Genomic DNA, 23,036 nt, shown 5'->3' on the forward strand with positions numbered 1-23,036 from the left:
CTCTGCTTTCTTAGTCAACTCTGCTTTCTTAGTCAACTAGGCTCCTGCCGGTCAGGCGCAGGAAGACGTCTTCGAGCGAGGAGCGGCGGACCAGCGACGTGACGGGACGCAGGCCCCGGGCGGAGACCTGCTCCAGGGCGGCCTCGCCGTCGTGGGCGTAGATGAGCACCCGGTCCGGCAGGGTCTCGAGGCGTTCGCCGATGCCTTCGAGCTCCGCGCCGACGCTCGCATTGCGCTCCGAGCCGAAGCGCAGTTCAAGGACCTCCCGGGTGGAATATTCCCGGATCAGGCTGGCCGGGGATCCTTCGGCCATGATCTTGCCCTTGTCCACCACGATCAGGCGGTCGCACAGCTGCTCGGCCTCGTCCATGTAGTGCGTCGTGAGGATCAGGGTGACGCCCTGTTCCTTGAGCCGGAACAGGCGGTCCCAGAGGATGTGCCGCGCCTGCGGGTCCAGGCCGGTCGTCGGCTCGTCCAGCAGCAGGATCCGGGGCTCGTTGATCAGGGAGCGGGCGATCGTCAGGCGGCGCTTCATGCCGCCGGACAGGGCGTCCACCTTGGACTTGGCCTTGTCGGTGAGCTGGGCGAATTCGAGCAGCTCGTCGGCCTTGGGTTTGAGGTAGCTCATGGGCAGGCCGAAATAGCGGCCGTACACCAGCAGGTTGTCCCGGACTTTCAGTTCCTCGTCCAGGTTGTCCTGCTGCGGCACTACGCCCAGGTGCGCGCGGACTTCCGGCCCGTGCTGTTCGGGGTCCAGGCCCATGATGCTCAGGCTGCCGGAAGTGCGCTGCGAGACCCCGCCGATCATCTTCATCGTGGTGGACTTGCCGGCACCGTTGGGGCCCAGCAGGCCGAAGGCTTCCCCGGCGGGGACGCGGAAGGAGATGCCGTCGACGGCGGTGACGTCACCGTAGCGTTTGGTGAGGTTCTCGGCGGTGATGACGTACTGCGGAGCGGCGCCAGAGGGGCTGCTCACGCGTGATTCTTTAGAGGCAAGTTCGGACACCCGCACTACGGTAGTGGATCCCCGCAAACTATGAAAGAGTCTTTTCGTAAAAACTCCTGACGTATCCGTTCCGTTATGCCCGCCGGCGGTGAAACGTGCGCAATCCTGCGGTGGTTGGGCCTGCCGGAGCCCGGCCCAACCACCGCAGCCTCAGGCGAGCCCGGAGTGGCTTTCCTGTGCCAAGTGGCGTTCCGCGGTCTCCACCACGTTGGCGAGCAGCATGGCGCGGGTCATAGGGCCCACTCCCCCGGGGTTCGGCGAGAGCCATGCGGCGACGTCGGCCGCAGCGGGGTCCACGTCGCCGGTGACCACGGCCTTGCCGTTGCCGTCGTCGACCCGGCTGACGCCGACGTCGAGCACGATCGCGCCGGGCTTGAGGTCCCCGGCCTTGATCATGTGCGGTTGCCCGGCGGCGGCGATCACGACGTCGGCCTGCCGCAGTTCCGCCGGCAGGTCCACCGTTCCGGTGTGGGCCAGGATGACCGTGGCATTGACGTCCTTGCGGGTCAGCAGCAGACCCACCGGGCGGCCGATGGTGACGCCGCGGCCCACCACGAGGACGCGCTTGCCGTTCAGGTCGATCCCGTGCCGGGTCAGCAGCTCCACGCAGCCCTTGGGCGTGCAGGGCAGCGGGGATTTCATGGGTCCGCTGACGTTGGCCACGAGCCGGCCCAGGTTCATCGGGTGCAGGCCGTCGGCGTCCTTCTCGGGATCCATGGCCTCCAGGATGACGTCCTGGTCGATGTGCTTGGGCAGCGGCAGCTGGACGATGTAGCCGGTGCATTCCGGGTTCTCGTTGAGCTCGCGGACCACGGCCAGGAGTTCGTCCTGCGTCGTCTCTTCCGGCAGGTCGCGGCGGATGGACGTGATGCCCACCTCGGCGCAGTCCTTGTGCTTTCCGCCGACATACCAGGTACTGCCGGGGTCGGAGCCCACCAGGATGGTGCCCAGTCCGGGAGTGATGCCCTTGGCCTTGAGTGCGGCCACGCGCCCGCTCAGCTCGGCCTTGATGGCGGCGGCGGTAGCCGTGCCGTCAAGGATCTGCGCTGTTCTTGCAGTCTTAGTAGAAGTCATGGACTACCACTGCTCGTGCTGCGGGTACAGCGGGAAGTCGGCGGCGAGCTTGTCCACGCGGGCCTGCAGGGACTCGATCTCCGTGGCAGCGCCGGACTTCAGCGCGGTGGCGATGATGTCGGCGACCTCGGTGAACTCCTCGGCGCCGAAGCCGCGGGTGGCCAGGGCCGGGGTGCCGATGCGCAGGCCGGAGGTGACCATCGGCGGGCGGGGATCGAACGGCACGGCGTTGCGGTTGACGGTGATGCCCACCGAGTGCAGGAGGTCCTCGGCCTGCTGGCCGTCCAGCTGGGAGTTGCGCAGGTCCACCAGGACCAGGTGCACGTCGGTGCCGCCGGTCAGGACCGAGACGCCGGCGTCGGCGACGTCGGCCTGGCCGAGGCGCTCGGCGATGATCTTGGCGCCTTCGAGCACGCGTTCCTGGCGCTCCTTGAATTCCTCCGTGCCGGCGATCTTGAAGGCCACGGCCTTCGCGGCGATCACGTGCATGAGCGGGCCGCCCTGCTGGCCGGGGAACACCGCGGAATTAAGCTTCTTGGCCCATTCCTGCTTGGCCAGGATCACACCGGAGCGCGGGCCGGACAGCGTCTTGTGCACCGTGGAGGTCACGACGTCGGAGTACGGGACCGGGCTCGGGTGCAGTCCGGCGGCGACGAGGCCGGCGAAGTGCGCCATGTCGGTCCAGAGCAGGGCACCGACCTCGTCGGCGATCGAGCGGAAGGCAGCGAAATCGAGGTGCCGCGGGTAGGCGGACCAGCCGGCGATGATCACCTGGGGCTTTTCGGCGATGGCCTGTTCGCGCAGCTTGTCCATGTCGATCCGGAAGTTGTCTTCCTCGACCTGGTAGGCGGCCACGTTGTAGAGCTTGCCGGAGAAGTTCAGCTTCATGCCGTGGGTGAGGTGCCCGCCGTGGGCCAGGGAGAGGCCCAGGATCTTGTCGCCCGGGGTGATCATGGCGGCGAGCGCTGCGGCGTTGGCCTGCGCGCCCGAGTGCGGCTGCACGTTGGCGTATTCGGCGCCAAAGAGTTCCTTGACGCGGTCGATCGCGAGCTGCTCGGCGACGTCGACGTACTCACAGCCGCCGTAGTAGCGGCGTCCCGGGTAGCCCTCGGCGTACTTGTTGGTCAGGACGGAGCCCTGCGCTTCCATCACGGCGCGCGGGGCGAAGTTCTCGGAGGCGATCATTTCCAGGGTGCCGCGCTGGCGGCCAAGTTCCTGGGCAAGTACGGCGGCGATTTCCGGGTCGAGTTCGGCCAGCGGCTGGTTGCTCACGGCGGCTGAGGTGGCGGTGGTAGTAGTCACGAGGAACTCCTGGTAGGCAACGGGTACGGCTATTGGTCAGGCTACCGGCTGGCCCGTTGCGCCGCCCTATGATTACGGGCCCCTTGACAGCGGACCGCGGCAGCGGCGGTTAGCACCCCGTGCGGGCGCCAGCAACGGTACGGCAGCGGTGATGCTGCCGACCGGTAAGACATGACCCTCGGCCCAGGCGTACGATCCGTGGTCTTCGTGAGTGCCGCTCCCTGATGGTTAGCCATCCAACGCCAGTTGCGACGGGTTAACACTACCAAAACCCTTTCAAAACTGCCCTTGAAGCGAAGGTAGGCTGGTCTTCGTGACTGACGAGAACCTGACTGCCTCCTACATCCTGACCCTGTCGTGCCCTGACCGGCCAGGCATCGTGCATGCCGTCGCCGGAGCCCTGCTGGTGGCGGGCTGCAATATTACCGACTCCCAGCAGTACGGCAGCCAGGGCACGGGCACCTTCTTCATGCGGGTGGAGGCGACGACGGCGGCTGCCCAGGCGGAGCTGCAGGCGGCACTTGAGCCCGTGGCGCAGGCCTTCGGGATGCAGTGGAGCCTCAACCCCGCCGGCCGGAAGGTCCGCACCCTGCTGATGGCCAGCACGTCGGCCCACTGCCTGAATGACCTGTTGTTCCTGCAGCGCTCCGGCACCCTGCCGATCGAGATTCCGGCCATCGTGTCCAACCACCGCGACCTTGAGGGTTTGGCGGAGTTCTACGGCATCCCGTTCCACCACATCCCCGTCACCGCGGACACCAAGGTCCAGGCCGAGGACGCCCTCCGGCTCCTGATGAAGGAGCACGACGTCGAACTCACCGTCCTCGCCCGGTATATGCAGATCATCTCTGACGAGCTCTGCACCGAGCTCACGGGCAAGGCCATCAACATCCACCACTCGTTCCTGCCCTCCTTCAAGGGGGCCAGGCCCTACCACCAGGCGCATGCCCGCGGAGTGAAGCTCATCGGCGCCACGGCACACTACGTCACGGCCGCCCTGGACGAGGGACCGATCATCGAGCAGGAAGTGATCCGGGTGGACCACCGGCACACCGCGGAACAGTTCGTCCAGATGGGCCGCGACGTGGAGGGCCGCACCCTCGCCCAGGCCGTGCAGTGGCATGCCGAGCACCGCGTCCTGCTCGACGGCAACCGGACGGTTGTCTTTAACTGAAACCGGTTCTTCACTAGAGCTATGGAACCCACCCGCAGGGACCGGCTCGAATCGTTCGTGGCGCTGTTGAAGAACGAGGGCCGGCACGCAGTGCTGGGGCTGGATTGCGGCCCGGGCACCGACGGGCTGCACTTTGTGCAGTCCGGCATCCATTTCACCGGCGTAGACCGGTCCGAGGAGAACATCCACATCGCCCGGGCTCACGGGCTCGAGGCCACCGTGGCGGGCCCGGCATCGCTGCCGTTCGCCGATGCCGCGTTTTCCTCGGTGTGGGCGGTGGACGCTTTGGCGGGCCTGGCCCCGGAGGAGTGGGACGACGTCGTCCGCGAACTTGGCCGGGTGGCGGAACCCGGCGCGCCAATCGCCGTCGTGCTGCCCGTCCCGGACCCGCGCCGCGAGGGCGGCAGCCGCGGTGAGGGCTTCACGGTCCTCCGCTCCCCCGCCTGAAAAACACCCGTTGCGCTATCACTTGTGGTGGTTCTCAGCGCCCCGTAAGGACCACATCTGATAGCGCAACGGCCTCGTCTGGGCTCAGGGACGCTGGACGCTGCGCATGTAGCCGCCCAGGAAGCCGCCAACAACCAGCAGGATGGCGCCCACCCGGGCCAGAGCGACGCCGAGACGGTGCCGCTCCCGGCGCCGGGCATGCCAGGACGCCAGGAAGATCAGCGTCGCGACGAGATTGGCGCCGGCATGGACGACGCCGATGCGGCGCGTGGTGTGGTCGGCCCGCGCCCACTCCGCCCAGCCGCTGAGCCCCGCCGGGGCCGCGGCGACGACGCCGAGGCCCACCAGCCGCCGGGCCGCCAGACGCGAGCCATCGTCCGGGAAGAGGTCCAGGAACATCGCCATGAACCATGCACCCAAGGGCACGCGGGTGAGGATGACGTGCGGCGGGATGCCGGTGGCATCACCGTGAAAGAAGCTCCGGAGCCGGGCGTCGGCGATAAGCCGGGAAGCCAGCGGCTCCGCGGTCCGGACGGCCGGGTCAAGAGTTTCGGCCTCCCCCAAGCGTTTCATCAGCTGCAGGAACATTTCGGCCACCTCCAGTAGGGCGTGGGAATGGCCCCGATCCTACTCAGCGCCGCCCCGCCCGCAAGAGGCTCATGTCCTAGGCTGGTGGCATGGCTCCCCTCTACGCATTCGCCGGCACCGCTCCGGCCGTCCATGACTCCGCCTTCATCGCCCCCACGGCGTCCGTGATCGGCAACGCCGCCCTGGCCGAGAACTCGAGCGCCTTCTACGGCGTCTGTGTCCGCGCCGACACCGCCGCCATCACCGTGGGCGCCGGCAGCAATCTGCAGGACAACGTGGTGCTGCACGCCGACCCCGGCTTCCCCTGCACCGTCGGCGCTCGGGTCAGCGTCGGCCACAGCGCCGTGGTCCACGGCTGCACCGTCGAGGACGACTGCCTGATCGGCATGAGCGCCACCATCCTCAACGGGGCGGTGATCGGCGCCGGCTCCCTCATCGCCGCCGGTGCCGTGGTGCTGGAGGGCACTGTCATCCCGCCCCGCTCGCTCGTAGCCGGAGTTCCGGCCAAAGTCCGGCGCGAGCTCAGCGACGAGGAGTTCGCGGGCGTCCAGCACAACGCCGCCCACTACCAGGAACTGGCACGCGCGCACCGCGAACTGCACGGCGCCTGAGATAGCGGACTGAGCGGTCCAATCTGACCGACCCGGCCGCTCAGCCCCCCGGTCGCGGTGCTCAGTCCAGCGCGATCGGGCCCAGCTCGGACAGCAGCTCGCCCGGTCCGGGGTTCCCCGTCGGGGTCCGGCCGCCGAGGTGGTTGACCACACCCCAGACCGCGTTCAGGCCGGTGGTGACGGCGCCCTCGGCCCAGCCGGCGGTGAACGAAACGTCGTCGCCGGCGAGGAAGATCCCGCGCTGTTCGTCGGGCAGCGCGTCCTGCTTGAAGTGGGTGAACAGCCGCTGCTGGTAGCGGTAGTGCCCCGGCAGGTTGGCTTTGAAGGCGCCCATGAAGTTGGGGTCGGCCTCCCACGAGACGGTGATCGGCTGGCCCACGATGTGGCTGGCGATGTCGACGCCGGGGTAGATCTGCTCCAGCGAGTGCAGCATGAGCTCCGCCCGCTCGTCCGCGTCGAGCGAGAGCCACTTCAGCGCGTCGTCGTTCCACGTGTAAGACAGCAGGATTACGGCGGGCTTGTCCGGGCCGTTGTCCAGCAGGTACGTGGCTCGGTTCAGCCGGTCGGTCAGCGTCATGGACAGGACCTCGCGGCCCGTTGCAGGGTCGATGTCCTTCCAGAACGGCCGGTCCACCATGACGAAAGTCTTGGAGGACTGCATGTAGTGCGAGCGTTCGATCGCCGTCCACAGCTCGGCGGGGAACAGGGCTTCGTCGGTGTGGATCCGTGTCGACAGCAGCCAGGACTGGCATGTGGTCACCACCGCCGGGTAGGCGGATTCGCGTCCCCAGCGTTCGCGGATCCGGAAGTCTCCGCTGCCGTCGCGGGCGATGCGCTCCACGGCGCCCCGCGGCGCACCCGCGTGCAGGGATGCCAGGGACGTGCCGTCAGGCCAGTGGGCCATGCCCGACGGCGTGTGCTCCCACAGCGCCTCGGGGAGCCGCTGCGCGCCGCCGGCGATGAGCCGGTGCTGGTCATCGGCGTCGGTGTAGACGACCCGGAGGATTTCGAGGATGGAGTTGGGGAAGTCGGTGTCCCAGCCGCCGGTGCCGAAGCCAACCTGTCCGAACGCCTCGCGGTGGGCGAAGCCGGCCTCCTTGAAGGAGTCGCTGCCGGCGATGAAGCCATAGAACGTCTGCTCGTCCAGCTCCGGGAGCAGCGCGTTCCACAGTTCCTTGATCCGGGCGGTGTCCCGGGCCCGGATGGCCTCCTGCATCTCGGCGAACCGGGCGCCATCGTTCACGGCCGCCTTCCACGCGTCCGCCACCTCGAGGAAGAACGGGGGCAGGTCCGCCGCGGTCTCGGCGTAGTGCTTCTCGCCCGCGAGCTCGATCACCGTGCTGGAGGTGGCCGGTGCCAGCGGGTTGGGGAACTCCTGGGTCTCGAGTCCGAGCAGGTCCACATAGTGATGGAAGGCCTTGCCGGAGACCGGGAAACGCATGCCGCCGAGGTCCGCCACGATGCCCGGCGCGGACGGGAAGCTGGCGGTCCTCAGCCGGCCACCGATCCTGTCGGCCTCGTAGACCACCGGCCGCAGGCCCAGCTTCATGAGTTCATAGGCGGTCACCAGCCCCGACAGGCCGGCACCGACGACGGCGACCTCCGTCCCGTAGAGTTCGGGCGGCAGCGACCCCAGGCCGTCGGGGTGGGCGAGGTAGTGGTCGTAGCTGAACGGGAAATCCGGATTCAGCATGGTGATGGGCGCCTCGACCGGACGGTGGCCGGCCAGGCTGTCTGCCGGGGTGAAAGCCGGTTCGGGGGCCGGCAGTTCGGTGGCGGTGGTCATGAGATTTCTGCCTTCAGTTCCTGGGTTGTGGTGGTGGTGGCGGGTTGGCGGCTTGATAGTTCACGGTATTCCTCGTGGCTCAGGGCGGCCACCCTTGAGTTCTTCCGGCCATAGCCGAAGTAGGCGGCCAGGCCCACGAGCATCCAAACACCGAAGACCACCCAGGTCCCGGCGCCGAGGTTGGCCATGAGGTAGGCGCACATGAGGGCGCCCAGAATCGGCGTCAGCGGAAAGAGCGGGACGCGGAAGCTGCGCGTGAGCTCCGGCCGGGTCCGCCGCAGGTAGATGACTGCCACGTTGACCAGGGCGAACGCGAACAGGGTGCCGATGCTGGTGGCGTCCGCGAGGGCACCCAGCGGCACCAGGCCGGCAGTCAGTGCGACGGCGGTGCCCACAATCAGGGTTCCGGCAACCGGTGTGCCCGTCCGGGCCGAGACCCGGCCGAAGACCCTGGGGACCAGGCCGTCCCGCGACATCGAGAGCAGGATCCGGGTCTGCCCGTAGAGGACGGTCAGCACGATGCTGGCGATGGCAAGCACGGCGCCGACGGCGAACACCACGCCAACCCACGGCTGGCCGGTGATTTCCTCGAGGATCTTCACGAGGGCGGCTTCGGTGCCGTCGAACCAGCCCCAGGGGCGGGCGCCGATGGCGGCGACGGCGACGAGCACGTAGATGCTGGTGACGATCAGCATGGAGAGCAGGATGGCCCGCGGGAGATCGCGCTTGGGGTTGCGGGCTTCCTCGCCAGCCGTGGAGGCGGCGTCGAAGCCGATGTAGGAGAAGAAGACCCTGGAGGCCGCGGCCGAGACGCCGGCGGCGCCCATCGGCATGAGGGGTTCGAAGTGTCCGCCGTTGAAGGCGGTGAAGGCCACGGCGCAGAAGAACAGCAGAATGCCGACCTTGACCAGGACGATCGCCGTGTTGATCCAGGCGCTCTCCTTGGCACCGCGGATCAACAGCATCATGGCCAGGACCACAATGACGATCGCGGGCACATTCAACACCCCGCCGGCTCCCGGCGGCTGCGACATGGCGTCCGGGAGCGCCAGACCGAAGACCGCCAGGGCCTCGTTGACGTACTGGCCCGCGCCGACCGCGACGGCGGCCACGGAGACGGCGTATTCCAGGACCAGGCACCAGCCGCAGATCCAGGCCATGCCCTCGCCCATGGTGGCGTAGGTGTAGGAGTAGCTGGAACCGGCGGCGGGCACCAGGCCGGCCATCTCCGCATAGGACACGGCGGAGAGCAGGGCTGCGAGTCCGGCAATGGCAAAGGAGATCCAGATGGCCGGGCCGGCGAGCGGCACCGATTCGCCCAGGATCACCAGGATGCCGGTGCCAAGCGTGGCGCCGACGCTGATCATGGTCAGCTGCAGCACGCCGAAGCTGCGGACCAGCTGCGTGCCGCCGTGCCCGGTTTCGGCCTCGCTGACCAGCTGCCCGATCGGCTTGCGGCGCAGGAGCTGGGTGGCGAGCCCGGGACGGCCGGCGGCGGCCGGCGGGCGTTCCCCGATCAGAGTTGGCACAGTCATCGTTGACGTCCTTATCTTCAGTAGTGGTCGGTTTCCCCTGACCACCCTAGGCATGTGAGCCACCTCTCATGGTTGTGCAAAATGACCTGTATTCTTCAGACATGAGACTTAATGCACCGCAGGCCCGGCGTCCTGCCCGGCGGCCGGCCCGGCTGGACGGGGGCCGCGGCCGTGGCTGCTGAGGACTCCGAGCGGTTTGGTTTCGTCACGCTGCCACAGTTCCTGCGCCAGCTGCCGGAGCTCGGCGTCCTGCACGACGGCGGCAACGGGGACGAGCGCCTGCGCTGGGTGGAGCCGAGCGAGCTGGATGATCCGACCCCTTACCTGCTCGACGGCGAATTCCTGCTCACCGCCGGCCTGCCGTTCGTGGGTGATGGTGGCAGCGAGGAGGCGGTGGACGCCTACGTGCTGCGCCTGGTCGGGGCCCGCGTCGGCGCCCTCGGCTTTGGCCTGGAACCCTACTTCGAGGCCGTGCCGGATACCGTGGTTAGGGCCTGTCGGCGGCACAACCTGACCCTGGTGTCCATCCCGGGGACCATCCCGTTCGCCGCGCTGGGACTCGCGTTCTCCCGGCTCCTTGAGTCGGACAACGCCAAGACCTTCCGCCAACTGGCCGACACCAATCGGCAGCTCATGCGGGCGGTCTTGTCTGCACGCCCCGAGCACGAGCTCCTCGCGGCCCTGGTGCAGCGCGTCCCGGTCTGGGCCGTGCTGGTCGGGGCGGACGGGCGGGTGCGTGCCCGGGGCTCGGGCGGCTCCCCCGGCCCGCACTCCGCGCACTCCGTTGCCGGCACCGTGCCGGGCGTTGATTCCGCCGCCTTGCAGCCGCTGTTGGCCCGGCTGCTCGCCGGCAGCGGCCCCCGGGTGGAGATGGATTCATTCGACGCGGCAGGCTCATCCCTGGTCTTCGGGTATCCGCTGCGCAGCACCCGGGACGCCAACCTCGGCGCGCTCGTCCTAGGCACGGACGCCCCGCTGACCCCGGCCCAGAACAACGTGGTCTCCACCGCCGTCGGGCTGCTGGAACTGCTGGTCCGCCAGCGCACCAGCGGTTCCCTGGCCCCTAGCCAGCTTGCCACGGCGCTGCTGTTGCATCCGGAGAGCGTGGCGTCGGGAACTGCACGGCAGGTCAACGGGTTGAAGGACCTGCTGGCACAAAGCCTTTCCTCCACCCGGTCCGGCCATTTGCGGGTGGTCCAGGGCATCCGGGTGGACGCCGCCGCGGGCAGCGACCGGGCGGCGGGCGGACCGCGCCAGACGGGCGAGGGCCCGGTGCGGGAGCTGCTGGAATGGCGCAGGCTGTTCGACACCAAACTGGTGGAGCACACCGACTACGGCTTTGCCGCCATCACCCGGCTCAAGGTCGACGACGCCTTGCTCGCCGAGGTGGAGCGGCTCGGCTGGCGCCTGGTAATCGGCAGCGGCACCGAATTCTCGGGCCTGGCGGGCGCCTACCAGGACGCCTCCTCGCTGCGCAACCGGGTGCTGACCAGCCGCCGAAGCGTCCGGGCGGACGACGTGACTTGGTCCGTGACGGGCCTGCTGGGTTCCGAGGCCGGCACCATGCTGGCGGACCGCCTGCTCGCACCGGTGCTCGCGCTGGAACCGGAGCGCCGCGACACCCTGCTGGGCATCCTGCGGGCCTGGCTTGGTGAGAACGGCAGCTGGGACGCCACGGCGAAGGCCACGGCGCTGCATCGCAACAGCGTCCGCCGGCAGATCGGCGTCATCGGCGAGCTGCTGGGCCTGGATCTCAATCGGGCCCAGGCCCGCGCGGAGCTGTGGATCGCCCTCCAGTACATCGCCCATCAGGACCAGGGCGGACCCGAGTTGCCCGACGCAGTATCCCCGGGAGGCGCCCCGGTCGCTGCTGCCGTCGCGGCCGCTTCACCCGATACCGGACCTCCCGCGGGTCAGATGCCCCAGGAACGGTAGACGTCCGGGCGGCGGTCGCGCAGGTAGGCGACGGCGTCATCCGCGTCGTCTGCCCCGTCCGCATCATCCGTCCTGTCCGCGTCGGCGCGCACAGCTCCTCCCAGCTCGGCAAAGAGCAGTTCCGTCCCGGGGCCGGCCGCGGCCAGGACCGTGCCGTCCGCGCCCGCCACGATGCTGCCGCCGCGGAAGTCGTAGCCTTCCTCCGAGCCGGTGTGGTTGGCGTACGCCACTGTCAGCTGGTTCTCCAGCGCCCTGGCCCGGACCAATACGTTCGGCACCGCGTCGAACCCGCCGGCGAGTGCGGTCGGCACCAGCAGCAGTTCGGCGCCGCGCACGGCGGCGGCCCGTGCGGACTCGGGAAACTCGATGTCGTAGCAAATGACCAGGGCAGTTTTGAGCCCGTGGAAGTCGACGACGCCAGGGGCTGCCGCGGCCGGCGCAAACGCTGCGCGTTCCTCGGGGCCGAACAGGTGCACCTTGTCGTAAGTGAGCAGTTCGTCGCCGGACGCGTCAACCAGGGTGGCGGAAATGTGCCACTCCCCCGCCGGCGTTACGGCGGGGAGGCTGTAGACCAGGGCAATGTTGTGGCGCCGGGCGATGCCGGCCAGGGCCTCCCGGAGCGCAGGCAGCGTGCCGGGATCGAAGGCTGACCGCAGCCGGCGCGGCGCATAGCCCACGGGGAAAAGCTCCGGGGTCAGCAGCAGCTGCGCACCAGCGGCGGACGCTTCGCGCGCCGCCGCCTCCACCGCGGCGCAGTTCGCCTTCGCATCCAGCACGGCGGCGTTCGCCTGCATCAGGGCCAGCAGCACCATTACCACCTCACGACTCTCGGGGTACCTCCGCAGGAGCACTGCGGACTCTCTGCTCCCAGAGTAGCCGCGGCCGGGGAAGCCGCATTTGGTGCATTTCCACCCAGCCAGCCGGCGAACGGGGCGGAACGTCCCGGCGGTCAAGACCGGGAGGGCCGGCGGCCCGCCGCGTACCCGGAAACCCAGACGGCCGTTATCAATGCGTTAACTTCTTGACTACAAGCCGCCGATGCGTCACGCTTCATAGCATGCCCTCACCAACGCGCTCAACGAGGAGCCGAACCAAGAACCCCGGATCGCAGTCCGCCCTCCGGCATCTGAACCAGCAGCGGATCATCGAATGCCTCCTCGCGGGCCCCTCCACGCAAGCGGAACTGGCCCGCCAGACAGGGCTATCGACGGCCACTGTTTCGAACATCGTCAAGATCATGCAGGACGCCGGGCTGGCCTCCACTGAACCGATTACCAGCTCAGGGCGGCGCGCCCTGAACGTCCGGCTCAACAGCAACGGGGCCGTCGCGGTGGGGATCGATTTTGGCCGGCGGCACCTGCGCGTCGTACTGGCCTCGCTCAGCTACCACGTGATCGCCGAACAGTCGGTCCTGCTGCCCCTGGGCCACCACGCCGAGGAGGGCATCCAGGCCGCCGTCGGCGTGTTGGACCGATTGCTCGCGGACAGCGGCGTGGAGCGCAGCGCCCTGGTCGGTGCCGGCGTAGGAATTCCCGGCCCCATCGACCGCCGCACCGGCACCGTGGCGCAGGGCGCGATCCTGCCCGAATGGGTGGGCATCAACATCCTCAAACGCCTCGAAGAAGCGCTGGAACTGCCTGTATTCGTGGACAATGACGCCAACCTGGGCGCCCTCTCCGAGGTCACGTGGGGACCGCACAGCGGCATCAGCAACCTGATGTTCCTCAAGATCGGCTCGGGCATCGGCGCGGGGCTGATCCTCAACGGCATCCCCTACTACGGCAACGTCGGCATCACGGGCGAAATCGGCCATGCCACAATCCACGAGCACGGGCTGATCTGCCGGTGCGGGAACCGCGGCTGCCTGGAAACGATAGCCTCCACCACCACCATGATCGAGCTCCTGAGCCGCGGTGAGGACCGGCCGCTCACGCCCGGGGACATCGTGCGCAAGGCCCTGGAGCGGGACTCCGCGACGCTCCGTGTGGTGGACGACGCCGGGCTCGCCGTCGGGCGCGCCCTGGGCAACGTGGCGAACCTGATCAACCCCGAAGTGATCGTGGTCGGCGGCCCACTGGCGGGGCTTGGCGAACTCCTTTTGGACCCGATCCGGCGCGGCCTGATCCGCCACGCCGTGCCGGTCATCGGAGAGACAACCACCCTCACAATGTCGTCCCTGGGCGACCGGGCGGAGGCCCTCGGGGCCACGGCTTTGGTCTTCCAGCACGCCGGAATCCGGCGTAACTAACCATTTCGTTATCCGCCCGTTGCGTTAAAGACTTGACGACAAGGGCGTGATCCAGTTTACTTTTCCATCAGACGGCCCTGCGGTTTGCAGGGGCGGACAACGAAGTCATGCATTGGAGGCGTAAGGGCAGATGACGTCCCTCAACACGCACAGTGATCCGCTAATTCTCGAGATGCGCTCCATCACCAAGGAATTCCCCGGCGTTAAAGCTTTGGCCGATGTAAGCCTGCGGGTGAAGGCCGGCGAGATCCACGCCATCTGCGGTGAGAACGGCGCCGGGAAATCGACCCTGATGAAGGTGCTCTCGGGGGTATACCCGTTCGGCACCTACACCGGCGACATCGTGTACCAGAACGAGGTCCAGGAGTTCAAGGACATCCGGGCCAGCGAGCACGCCGGAATCGTGATCATCCACCAGGAACTCGCGCTCATCCCCGAGCTGTCGATCATGGAGAACATCTTCCTCGGCAACGAGCCCACCAAGCGCGGCGTGATCGACTGGGCCGAGGCCCGGACCCGCTCCACCGAGCTGCTGGCCCGGGTGGGGTTGCGCGAGGACCCGGACACCCCGATCAAGGAGATCGGCGTCGGCAAGCAGCAGCTGGTCGAGATCGCCAAGGCCCTGAACAAGTCGGTGAAGCTCCTGATCCTGGACGAGCCCACGGCCGCGCTGAACGAGTCCGACTCCCAGCACCTGCTGGACCTCATGCTGGGCCTGAAGGGCCGCGGCATCACCTCGATCATCATTTCGCACAAGCTCAACGAGATCGAACAGATCGCGGATGAGATCACGATCATCCGCGACGGCAAGTCGATCGAGACCCTGAATGTCAAGGCCGACGGCGTCGACGAGGACCGCATCATCAAGGGCATGGTGGGCCGGACGCTGGAATCCCGGTTCCCGGATCACGAGCCGAAGATCGGCGATGTCCTCTTCGAGGTCAAGAACTGGAACGTCGGGCACCCGGCGATCCAGGACCGCCTGGTCTGCAAGAACTCCAGCTTCTTCGTCCGCCGCGGCGAGATCGTCGGGTTCGCGGGCCTGATGGGGGCCGGGCGCACCGAGCTGGCCCGGTCCGTGTTCGGCCGCTCCTACGGCCGCTTCATCTCGGGCCACGTCTACAAAGACGGCAAGGAGCTGCAGCTCAAAAGCGTCCGCCAGGCGATCGACGCCGGGCTGGGCTACGTCACGGAGGACCGCAAGTCCCTGGGCCTGAACCTGCTGGACGACATCAAGGCCACGACCGTCTCGGCGAACCTGCGCAAGATCAGCAAGCACTTCGTGGTGGACGCGAACAAGGAATACGCCGTCGCGGAGGAATATCGGAAGGCGCTGCGGACCAAGACGCCCTCCGTGGAGGAAGGCGTCGCGAAGCTCTCCGGCGGCAACCAGCAGAAGGTCGTGCTGGCGAAGTGGATGTTTACCGACCCGGACGTGCTGATCCTGGACGAGCCGACCCGCGGGATCGACGTCGGGGCCAAGTACGAGATCTACGGCATCATCCAGAAGCTGGCCAACGAGGGCAAGGCAGTGATCGTCATTTCCTCGGAGCTGCCCGAGCTGCTGGGCCTCTCGGACCGGATCTACACGATCTTCGAAGGCGCCATCACCGGCGTGCTGGACAAAGACCAAGCCAGCCAGGAAAGCCTCATGAAACTCATGACGTCCGCCCGCAAAACCGCCTGACCCTGTGGGACCAACCAGAACAATCCGAACACCCCGGACACAAGGAATGAAACAATGAACGCGCTCAAGAAGCTCTTTGGCGGCAACACCCGCCAATTCGGCATGATCTTCGCCCTGGTTGCGCTGATCGTGTTCTTCGAGATTTTCACGGAGGGCCGCACGCTCACGTCGGGCAACGTCATCAACCTCTTCAACGGCAACTCCTACATCCTGATCCTCGCCATCGGCATGGTGCTGGTCATCATCGCCGGCCACATCGATCTCTCCGTCGGTTCCGTCGCGGCCTTCGTGGGCGTCTGTGTGTCCCTCTTCATCCGCGACTGGGGAATGCCTTGGTACATCGGCGTCCTGATGGGGCTGGGGCTGGGCGTCCTGATCGGGGCCTGGCAGGGATACTGGGTGGCCTACGTCGGCATTCCCGCGTTCATCGTGACGCTGTCCGGCATGCTGATCTTCCGCGGCGCCAACCAGTTTGTCGGCAAGTCGAACACCATCCCGGTCCCTGCGGATTTCCAGTACATCGGCTCCGGCTACCTGCCCGAGTTTGGCCCGAATACCGGCTACAACAACCCCACCATGCTCATTGGCCTGCTCGCCGTCGCGTTCGTGATCTTCAGCGAGATCCGGTCCCGCCGGAACGCCAAGAAGCTCGGCGCCGAGGTCTCCGAAACCTGGGTCATGGTCCTGAAGCTGGTGCTCGTCTCCGGCGCCATCCTCTACGCCACCTACCTCTTCGCCACCGGCCGGCCGGGCACGTCCTTCCCGGTGCCGGGCCTGATCCTCGCGGTCCTGATCCTCGTGTACGGCTTCATCTCCTCCAAGACCGTCATCGGCCGCCACATCTACGCGGTCGGCGGCAACCGGCACGCTGCCGAGCTCTCCGGTGTCCAGTCCAAGAAGGTCAACTTCCTGGTCATGATGAACATGTCCTTCCTGGCCGGCCTCGCCGGCATGATCTTCGTCGGCCGCTCCACCGCCTCGGGACCGTTCGACGGCGTCGGCTGGGAACTGGACGCCATCGCGGCCGTGTTCATCGGCGGCGCCGCGGTCACCGGCGGCGTGGGCACCGTGATCGGCTCGATCATCGGCGGCCTGGTCATGGCCGTGCTGAACAACGGCCTGCAGCTCATGGGCGTCGGCGCCGATCTCACCCAGATCATCAAGGGCCTGGTCCTGCTGATAGCCGTCGCGTTCGACGTCTACAACAAGACCCAAGGCAAGACATCGATCGTCGGCATGCTCATGAAGAACTTCGGCCGCAGCAGCGAGATCAAGGCCGACGAGACCACCCAAACCAAAGAGGTCATCTCGCGAGGGATCTGATCCACTCCCCGGCTCCCAAAGCCCACGTTTCTCCGCACACCACCAAAAGAAAGTGAACCAAGCAATGCGAATGATTGGTAAAGCAGGAAAGGCAGCAGCGATCGCTGCTATTGCGGCACTGGCGCTGACAGCCTGCGGCCGTTCCGACACCGGGACCACCGGCGGTTCGACCACTGGAGGCGAAGCATTCCCGAAGGGCTCCTCGATCGGCGTCGCACTCCCGCAGAAGACCTCCGAAAACTGGGTCCTGGCGGAGCAGCTGTTCAACGACGGCCTCACCGCGGCAGGCTACAAGCCGGACGTGCAGTTCGCCAACGGCGGCGTTTCTGAACAGCAGAACCAGATCAGCGCCATGATCACCAAGGGCGCCAAGGTCATCATCGTCGGCGCCATCGACGGCGCGCAGCTGGGCACCCAGCTCAAGCAGGCCAAGGACGCCGGCGCCACGATCATCGCCTACGACCGTCTGCTCCTGAACACCGAGAACGTGGACTACTACGTGGCCTACGACAACTTCAAGGTCGGTGAACTCCAGGGCAAGGCGCTGCTGGACGGCATGAAGGCCAAGAAGCCGGAAGGCCCGTACAACATCGAACTCTTCGCAGGTTCCCCTGATGACGCCAACGCGAAGGTCTTCTTCGACGGCGCCATGAGCGTCCTGAAGCCGAAGATGGACGACGGCACACTGAAGGTGCTCTCGGGCCAGACGACCTTCGAGCAGGCCGTTACCCAGGGCTGGAAGGCCGAGAACGCCCAGAAGCGCATGGACACCCTGCTCGCCGGAACCTACGGCAGCGCCCCGCTCGACGGCGTGCTGTCCCCGAACGACACCCTGGCCCGCGCGATCATCACCTCCGTCAAGGCCGCCGGCAAGCCGATTCCGGTTGTCACAGGCCAGGACTCCGAGGTTGAGTCGGTCAAGTCCATCATGGCGGGCGAGCAGTACTCCACCATCAACAAGGACACCCGCGCGCTCGTTGAGCACTCGATCGTCATGGTCAACGACATCCAGGCAGGCAAGAAGCCGGAGATCAACGACGACAAGTCCTACAACAACACGGTCAAGGTTGTTCCCGCGTACCTGCTGGAGCCGGTCATCGTGACCCAGGAAAACGTCCACACTGCCTACGTCAACGATCCGGTACTCGGACCGATCACCAAGCAGTAGTACCCGTCTAGGCGCCAGCTGCACCGGCGCAGGCGAGACAACAGAGCCCCGGCTCCCCCGCAAGGGAGGGCCGGGGCTCTTGCGTTGGCCGTGACCCGCGCCGGCTCTCACCGTGGCGGTGGCGCTGCCTCCGGCAACTTGGCTTCACAGCGCAGACATAGCTTCGCCGGGACGTTCGCACAGCGGCCCGTACCACTGTGGGACCAGCGCCGGGCATCGGGTTCCGGCAAGTGGCACCCCAGAGACACCCAAAAAATTAGGAGTACCGTGAGCGTTCTTGCCCGGAGTGTAGGCAATGCCTTCCGAAACAAGGTCAGGACCGCCGCCGTGGTGGCCGTGCTGGCCGTAGCCATCGGACTTGCCCTGGCCATGCTCGTGGCCAACCAGGCCGTCACAGGCAAGGTCGCCGAACTGAACGCCTCGGTGGGCACGGTCCTGACCGTGAACCCGGCCGGCGGCCAGGGTTTCGAAGGCGGCGGCGAGCCGCTGACCTCGGCACAGGCGGCCACGGCGGCGGCCGTCCCCAACGTCAGCAGCGTGGTCGGCACCAAGGCACTGCGCCTGCGCAACGCCGCAGAAATTGCCGCCGAGGCGGCCGCGGGCCAGACAGGACGGACAGGCCAAGGCGGCCCCGGCGGGCAGTCTGCCACCTCTGTCACCACGAGCCTCACGGCCGCCGTCGACGCCGGAACTCTCGGCAACCGAAACCAAGCGACTTCCGGGACAGCGGGCAGCACAAGCGGCACCACGGGCAGTACCACTGCGGCCGCGCCGGCGTTCTCGCTGCCCATCACCGCAACGGGCATCGACGCCGAGATGGACTCCACCGGCAAGGCCCTGCAGTTGACGCAAGGCACCGGTCTGGGCAACTACACCGCCGCGTCCACCGGCGCCCTGCTGGGCACCACCCTGGCCACCAAGAACGGCCTCAGCGTGGGCTCGACGTTCACCATCCAGGACCAGACCTTCACTGTCCAGGGACTGTTCGACTCCGGCACCGCCTTCGGCAACAACGCCCTCTATGTAACGCTTCCGACCGCCCAGACCCTCGCCGCGCTGCCGGACGAACTCTCCACCATGATCGTCACGGTCAACAGCATGGAAAACGTCGACGCCGCCAAGACCGCCCTGCAGGCGGCGCTCGGCGCCGACAAGGCCGACGTCACCCAGGGGCAGCGGAACCTTGAGACTGCCGTCAGCTCGCTGGACAGCGTCAAGAATATTTCCTTCATCGCCTTCGTCGCGGCCCTTGGCACCGCCGGGCTGATCATCCTCCTGATCATGGTCATGCTGGTCCGCGAACGCCGCCGCGAGATCGGCGTCCTGAAGGCCATCGGCGCCCCAAACCGCACCATCGGCCTGCAGTTTGTGCTGGAGGCCCTCGTGCTGGTGGCACTGGGCAGCGTGGTGGGCGCCGCCGTCGCCTCCCTTGCCAGCGGCGGCATCGCCAGCGCCCTCATCAGCTCAAGCAGCACCACGAGCGCGGCAACCGCCCAGCGCGGCGGTCCCGGCGGTTTCCCGGGCGGGCCGGGCGGCCCGCTCGGCGGGGCCAGCCAGCTGCTGACCTCCGTGACGGCGAGCGCCTCCCCCGGCGTCATTGCCGCGGGCATCGCCGCGGTCTTCGGCGTCGCCATCATCGGGGCCCTGGTGCCGGCCCTGCTCACCGCCCGCATCCGTCCCATCGAAGTCCTCCGAGGAGAATAGCCATGATCGAAGTCAAGAACCTGGTCCGCACGTTCAAGTCCGGCGACCGGACCATCAAGCCGGTCAACGACGTCAGCTTCGAGCTCGAACAGGGCGCGCTGGCCTCGATCGTGGGCAAGAGCGGCAGCGGCAAAAGCACCCTGCTCTCCCTGCTCGGTGCCTTGGACAAGCCCACCAGCGGCGATGTGGTGGTCAACGGCGTGAGCCTGGCCACCATGCCGGACGGGAAGCTGACCAACTACCGGCGCCGGGACATCGGATTCGTGTTCCAGCAGTTCAACCTGATCCCGAATCTCTCGGCCGTGGACAACGTGATGCTGCCGATGGAGTTTGCCGGCGTGCGCAAGGGCGTCCGGGCCGAGCGGGCCCGGCAGCTGCTCGAACAGGTCCAGCTCGATCCGTACAAGCACGTGCGGCGCATCAACCGGCTCTCCGGCGGCGAGCAGCAGCGGGTTGCGATTGCCCGGGCGCTGGCGAACGAACCCAAGCTGATCCTGGCCGATGAACCCACCGGCAACCTGGACGAGCAGACCGGCGAGCACATCATCGAGCTCCTCAGCACGCTCAGCCGGGACCACAACACCACCATCCTCGTGGTCACCCACGACCGCGCCCTGGCCAACAAGACGGACCGGCGCTTCCGGCTCCAGCAGGGCCGGCTCACGGAGGAACCGGTACGGACCCGTGCGACGGCGGCCGTAACCGGCTGAGGCCGGCCGGGCTGACGCCCACCCGGCTGAGGCCCGCCCGGCACCGCCCCGCGGGCGGTCCTTCCGGGGCCGTCCGCGGTTTCGGCGTCGAGCCTCCTGAACTGAACCTCCTTGCGCGCTGAACCTCACGCGTGCCGGGCCTGCAACACCGCGGCCCTTCCGCCCCCGGGTGAGAAGATGGCATCATGTCTGACCTCATCGCGAAACCGTGGCTGTTCAGCCAGCCTGACCAGGATCCCCGCACAGCCACCGGCGCCAGGCTGCGCTGGGGAATCATCGCCACCGGAGGGATCGCCGCTGCGCTCACCCGTGACCTTGAACTTCTGGCGGATGCGGAACTGTACGCCGTCAGTTCCCGCACCCAAGCGGCGGCCGATGCCTTCGCGGCCGACTACGGCTTTGTCCGCGCCTACGGTGACCGGGACGGCGTCAGCGGTTATGCCCGCCTGCTCGCGGACGACGGCGTCGACGTCGTCTATGTCGCCACGCCACACGCCCACCACCACGAGATCGCCCTTGCCGCCCTCAACGCCGGCAAGCATGTGCTGTGCGAGAAGGCCCTGACCGTCAACGCCCGGGAAGCCGCCGAGCTGATTGCGGCGGCCCGGGCAAAGGGCCTGTTCCTGATGGAGGCGGTGTGGAGCCGGTTCCTGCCCAGCATGCAGCGGGCGTTTGAGATCGCTGCCTCGGGCGAGATCGGCGCGGTCAAGTGGGTGGGCGCCGATCTCGGCTTTCCGGCGCCGTACTCGCCCGCCTCCCGGCTCTGGGCGCCCAAGGACGGCGGCGGCGCCCTGCTGGACCTGACGGTCTACCCGCTGCTTTGGGCGCTTGGCACCCTGGGGTTCCCGCAAACCGTCAGCGCCACCGGTTGGCTCAATGACGACGGCGTGGACGCCCAAAACGCCTTGACGCTCGGCTACCACCACGGCGGGCAAGCCCAGCTGACATCCTCTTTGCTGGCGCACGGGCCCCGAACGGCCACCGTCGCCGGCAGCCAGGGCTTCCTGCAGACGTCCGGCTCCATTAACAACCCCAAGGAACTGCTGGTCAGGATCGGCTTCGACGATCCCCGGACCGAGCGGTTCGCGGTGGTCGGGCGCGGCTACACCTACGAACTGCGCGAGGTCACGCGGTGCATCCAGCACGGACTCACCGAGAGCCCGGTTATGCCGCTGGAGGACTCCCTGAACACCATGCGGCTATTCGACGGTGTGCGCGCGCAACTCGGGGTGACCTACCCGAACGACGCCCACTGACCACGTCCCACTTTCCACGTCCCACAGGCACCGGATCCGACGCCTTCCGAGTGTCTCGGTATGCCTACAGTTTCGGTTCCGCTCTGGACTCTCCCGTTGGGGCCGACTTACCCTGTAGGCAATCGTCCAGTTTTCCGGGAGCGGGGGTGCGCGCATGGATCCAGCAGCAGCGTCCTCCCGCGCGGGCCGCACCCTGCGCCCCTTGCGCCATGTGCTGTTGGCCGCCGTCGCCGGTGCCGCGTGGCTGACCCTCTCCGGCACGGCCGCACAGGCGGATGACGCGTGCACGTTCTCCGGGACAGCCGACGACGCCGGCGAGAGATCGGCGGTCGCCGACTGCACGGACGCCGACGACCTCCCTGTTCCCTCCCTCGACGGCCCGGTCTCCGTGGACATCGCTCCGGTACCGCCCAGCACCTGGTCCGCTGGTGCCGTTCCTGGCCCGAGGCCAGATATCGCGGACGTTGATCCCGCCGACGCCGACGAGCCTGCGCAGGCGGACCCGGGCTCGGCGGCCCAGGTTCCGGACTCGGCACCGCCCGCCACAGGGCCGGCGGCAGTCGACCCGGCGCTCCCTGCTCCGGCAGTGACCCCGCCCGTGGTGGACCCCGGCGTCCCCGGTGTGGATCCTGCCGTCCCGGACCCCGGCGTTGTCCCACCGGTTGTTGACCCACCGGTTGTTGACCCACCGGTTGTTGACCCACCGGTTGTTGACCCCGCGGCACCGGATCCCGGCGTTGTTCCGCCGGTTGCAGACCCCACGCTTCCGATTACCGATCCGGCTGGCCCACTGCCCGGTGACCCGGCAGCCGTCCCTCCAGGCGGCGTCGTTCCGGGCGAGGTCCAAACGGGGACGCCGGCGGGCACGCCGGCAGCCGCCGACGGCGCATCGTCGTCGGCCGGCACTCCCACCGCGGGTAGCGCAAAAGCAGACACCGCGAAGGCAGCATCATCAACGCAGCCGGCGCCCGCTACCACCGGTCCCACTGCGGCCCGTCCCCTCGAGGCGTACCATCCCCCGGTCACCCCAGTAACCTACGCGCCCTTGCTGCTGCCTGAGCCCCGTGCGGCGGCGCCTGTCCGGCCTGGCGCTGCCCCTGCGGCCGACCCCCCTGCCGGGACTGGTGAACCGCCGGTTCCCTCCGGCAACCCGGGCCCGAGCCCATGGCATGGCGGCACGGACCTGCCTGCCCCGGAAGCGCTCCCGCCTGCTCCGGGCTCGGGGTCCGGCAGCGGGCACTGCGCCAACGGACCTGCCGGAACAGCTGCGTGGATGCCCAGCCTGTTCTTCTACCTGCCCACCATCGGGGCTGACCCCATCGGCGGTCCGCTCCAGCACGAGTACTCAGCCGTATGCGCTGATCCTGGTTCTTCTCCTGACTAGTCGGGCCGTCTCTGCCTCCACAGAGCACGGCCCCTCGGGCTGCCTTGGCCGCCCACAGTCACCCAGGAGAATCCCCCATGGACTCGACCGTCCACCGC

General features: G+C 67.9%; 19 protein-coding genes. 12 read left to right on the plus strand and 7 right to left on the minus strand.

Annotation, left to right across the window (positions count from 1 at the left end; genetic code table 11):
* Positions 1-28 precede the first annotated feature (28 nt).
* The 3 genes from LQV16_RS05650 to glyA all read right to left on the minus strand — a co-directional run bounded on the left by LQV16_RS05650 (position 29) and on the right by glyA (position 3,382).
* Positions 29-976 (minus strand): ABC transporter ATP-binding protein, encoded by a 948-nt coding sequence (locus LQV16_RS05650; protein ID WP_229992917.1) that lies wholly within the window; start codon positions 974-976, stop codon positions 29-31.
* Positions 977-1,156: 180 nt separating this feature from the next.
* On the minus strand, positions 1,157-2,080 hold the full coding sequence (locus tag LQV16_RS05655; RefSeq protein WP_229992918.1) for a bifunctional methylenetetrahydrofolate dehydrogenase/methenyltetrahydrofolate cyclohydrolase: 924 nt from the start codon (positions 2,078-2,080) through the stop codon (positions 1,157-1,159).
* Between the two features lie 3 nt (positions 2,081-2,083).
* Entirely contained in the window at positions 2,084-3,382 is a 1,299-nt protein-coding gene (gene glyA / locus LQV16_RS05660; RefSeq protein WP_290369333.1) for a serine hydroxymethyltransferase, read from the minus strand.
* Between the two features lie 313 nt (positions 3,383-3,695).
* Between glyA and purU the strand changes: the two genes are divergently transcribed.
* Both purU and LQV16_RS05670 read left to right on the plus strand, forming a co-directional pair.
* Complete coding sequence (purU, locus tag LQV16_RS05665) at positions 3,696-4,556, plus strand: formyltetrahydrofolate deformylase (protein WP_229992919.1); 861 nt, start codon at positions 3,696-3,698, stop codon at positions 4,554-4,556.
* A gap of 21 nt (positions 4,557-4,577) precedes the next feature.
* Positions 4,578-5,003 (plus strand): class I SAM-dependent methyltransferase, encoded by a 426-nt coding sequence (locus LQV16_RS05670; protein ID WP_229992920.1) that lies wholly within the window; start codon positions 4,578-4,580, stop codon positions 5,001-5,003.
* 84 nt (positions 5,004-5,087) lie between these two features.
* On the opposite strand, the gene LQV16_RS05675 is transcribed toward LQV16_RS05670, so the two are convergent.
* On the minus strand, positions 5,088-5,591 hold the full coding sequence (locus LQV16_RS05675; protein WP_229992921.1) for a hypothetical protein: 504 nt from the start codon (positions 5,589-5,591) through the stop codon (positions 5,088-5,090).
* An 89-nt stretch (positions 5,592-5,680) separates the two neighbouring features.
* Between LQV16_RS05675 and LQV16_RS05680 the strand changes: the two genes are divergently transcribed.
* Positions 5,681-6,202: a gamma carbonic anhydrase family protein gene (locus tag LQV16_RS05680; RefSeq protein WP_229992922.1), complete on the plus strand. Its 522-nt coding sequence runs from the start codon at positions 5,681-5,683 to the stop codon at positions 6,200-6,202.
* A gap of 61 nt (positions 6,203-6,263) precedes the next feature.
* On the opposite strand, the gene LQV16_RS05685 is transcribed toward LQV16_RS05680, so the two are convergent.
* Both LQV16_RS05685 and LQV16_RS05690 read right to left on the minus strand, forming a co-directional pair.
* The gene (locus LQV16_RS05685; RefSeq protein ID WP_229992923.1) at positions 6,264-7,988 is read right to left on the minus strand and encodes an NAD(P)/FAD-dependent oxidoreductase; all 1,725 of its coding nucleotides are present in this window, start codon (positions 7,986-7,988) and stop codon (positions 6,264-6,266) included.
* The gene (locus tag LQV16_RS05690; protein WP_229992924.1) at positions 7,985-9,523 is read right to left on the minus strand and encodes an amino acid permease; all 1,539 of its coding nucleotides are present in this window, start codon (positions 9,521-9,523) and stop codon (positions 7,985-7,987) included. Before LQV16_RS05690 ends, LQV16_RS05685 begins: the two co-directional genes overlap by 4 nt.
* A 111-nt stretch (positions 9,524-9,634) precedes the next feature.
* On the opposite strand from LQV16_RS05690, the gene LQV16_RS05695 reads away from it, so the two are divergent.
* On the plus strand, positions 9,635-11,458 hold the full coding sequence (locus LQV16_RS05695) for a PucR family transcriptional regulator (RefSeq protein WP_229992925.1): 1,824 nt from the start codon (positions 9,635-9,637) through the stop codon (positions 11,456-11,458).
* Here the strand turns inward: LQV16_RS05695 and LQV16_RS05700 are convergent.
* Positions 11,437-12,270 (minus strand): nitrilase-related carbon-nitrogen hydrolase, encoded by an 834-nt coding sequence (locus LQV16_RS05700; RefSeq protein WP_229992940.1) that lies wholly within the window; start codon positions 12,268-12,270, stop codon positions 11,437-11,439. The genes LQV16_RS05695 and LQV16_RS05700 overlap by 22 nt on opposite strands.
* A 245-nt stretch (positions 12,271-12,515) precedes the next feature.
* Here LQV16_RS05700 and LQV16_RS05705 point away from each other — a divergent pair, with 245 nt between their 5' ends.
* The 8 genes from LQV16_RS05705 to LQV16_RS05740 all read left to right on the plus strand — a co-directional run bounded on the left by LQV16_RS05705 (position 12,516) and on the right by LQV16_RS05740 (position 22,938).
* Entirely contained in the window at positions 12,516-13,706 is a 1,191-nt protein-coding gene (locus tag LQV16_RS05705; protein WP_229992926.1) for an ROK family transcriptional regulator, read from the plus strand.
* Between the two features lie 130 nt (positions 13,707-13,836).
* Positions 13,837-15,393 (plus strand): multiple monosaccharide ABC transporter ATP-binding protein, encoded by a 1,557-nt coding sequence (gene mmsA, locus LQV16_RS05710; protein ID WP_229992927.1) that lies wholly within the window; start codon positions 13,837-13,839, stop codon positions 15,391-15,393.
* A gap of 54 nt (positions 15,394-15,447) precedes the next feature.
* Positions 15,448-16,716 (plus strand): multiple monosaccharide ABC transporter permease, encoded by a 1,269-nt coding sequence (gene mmsB, locus LQV16_RS05715; protein WP_229992928.1) that lies wholly within the window; start codon positions 15,448-15,450, stop codon positions 16,714-16,716.
* A 64-nt stretch (positions 16,717-16,780) separates the two neighbouring features.
* Complete coding sequence (locus LQV16_RS05720; protein WP_229992929.1) at positions 16,781-17,884, plus strand: sugar-binding protein; 1,104 nt, start codon at positions 16,781-16,783, stop codon at positions 17,882-17,884.
* A gap of 267 nt (positions 17,885-18,151) precedes the next feature.
* Complete coding sequence (locus LQV16_RS05725) at positions 18,152-19,588, plus strand: FtsX-like permease family protein (protein WP_229992930.1); 1,437 nt, start codon at positions 18,152-18,154, stop codon at positions 19,586-19,588.
* 2 nt (positions 19,589-19,590) lie between these two features.
* Positions 19,591-20,298 carry an ABC transporter ATP-binding protein gene (locus LQV16_RS05730; RefSeq protein ID WP_229992931.1) on the plus strand — a complete coding sequence of 236 codons (708 nt, stop codon included), beginning with the start codon at positions 19,591-19,593 and terminating at the stop codon, positions 20,296-20,298.
* 185 nt (positions 20,299-20,483) lie between these two features.
* On the plus strand, positions 20,484-21,554 hold the full coding sequence (locus LQV16_RS05735; RefSeq protein ID WP_229992932.1) for a Gfo/Idh/MocA family oxidoreductase: 1,071 nt from the start codon (positions 20,484-20,486) through the stop codon (positions 21,552-21,554).
* Between the two features lie 154 nt (positions 21,555-21,708).
* Entirely contained in the window at positions 21,709-22,938 is a 1,230-nt protein-coding gene (locus LQV16_RS05740) for a hypothetical protein (protein WP_229992933.1), read from the plus strand.
* Positions 22,939-23,036: the final 98 nt, after the last annotated feature.

It is taken from the genome of Arthrobacter sp. Bi26 (genome assembly GCF_918697925.1).
Classification (GTDB): domain Bacteria; phylum Actinomycetota; class Actinomycetes; order Actinomycetales; family Micrococcaceae; genus Arthrobacter.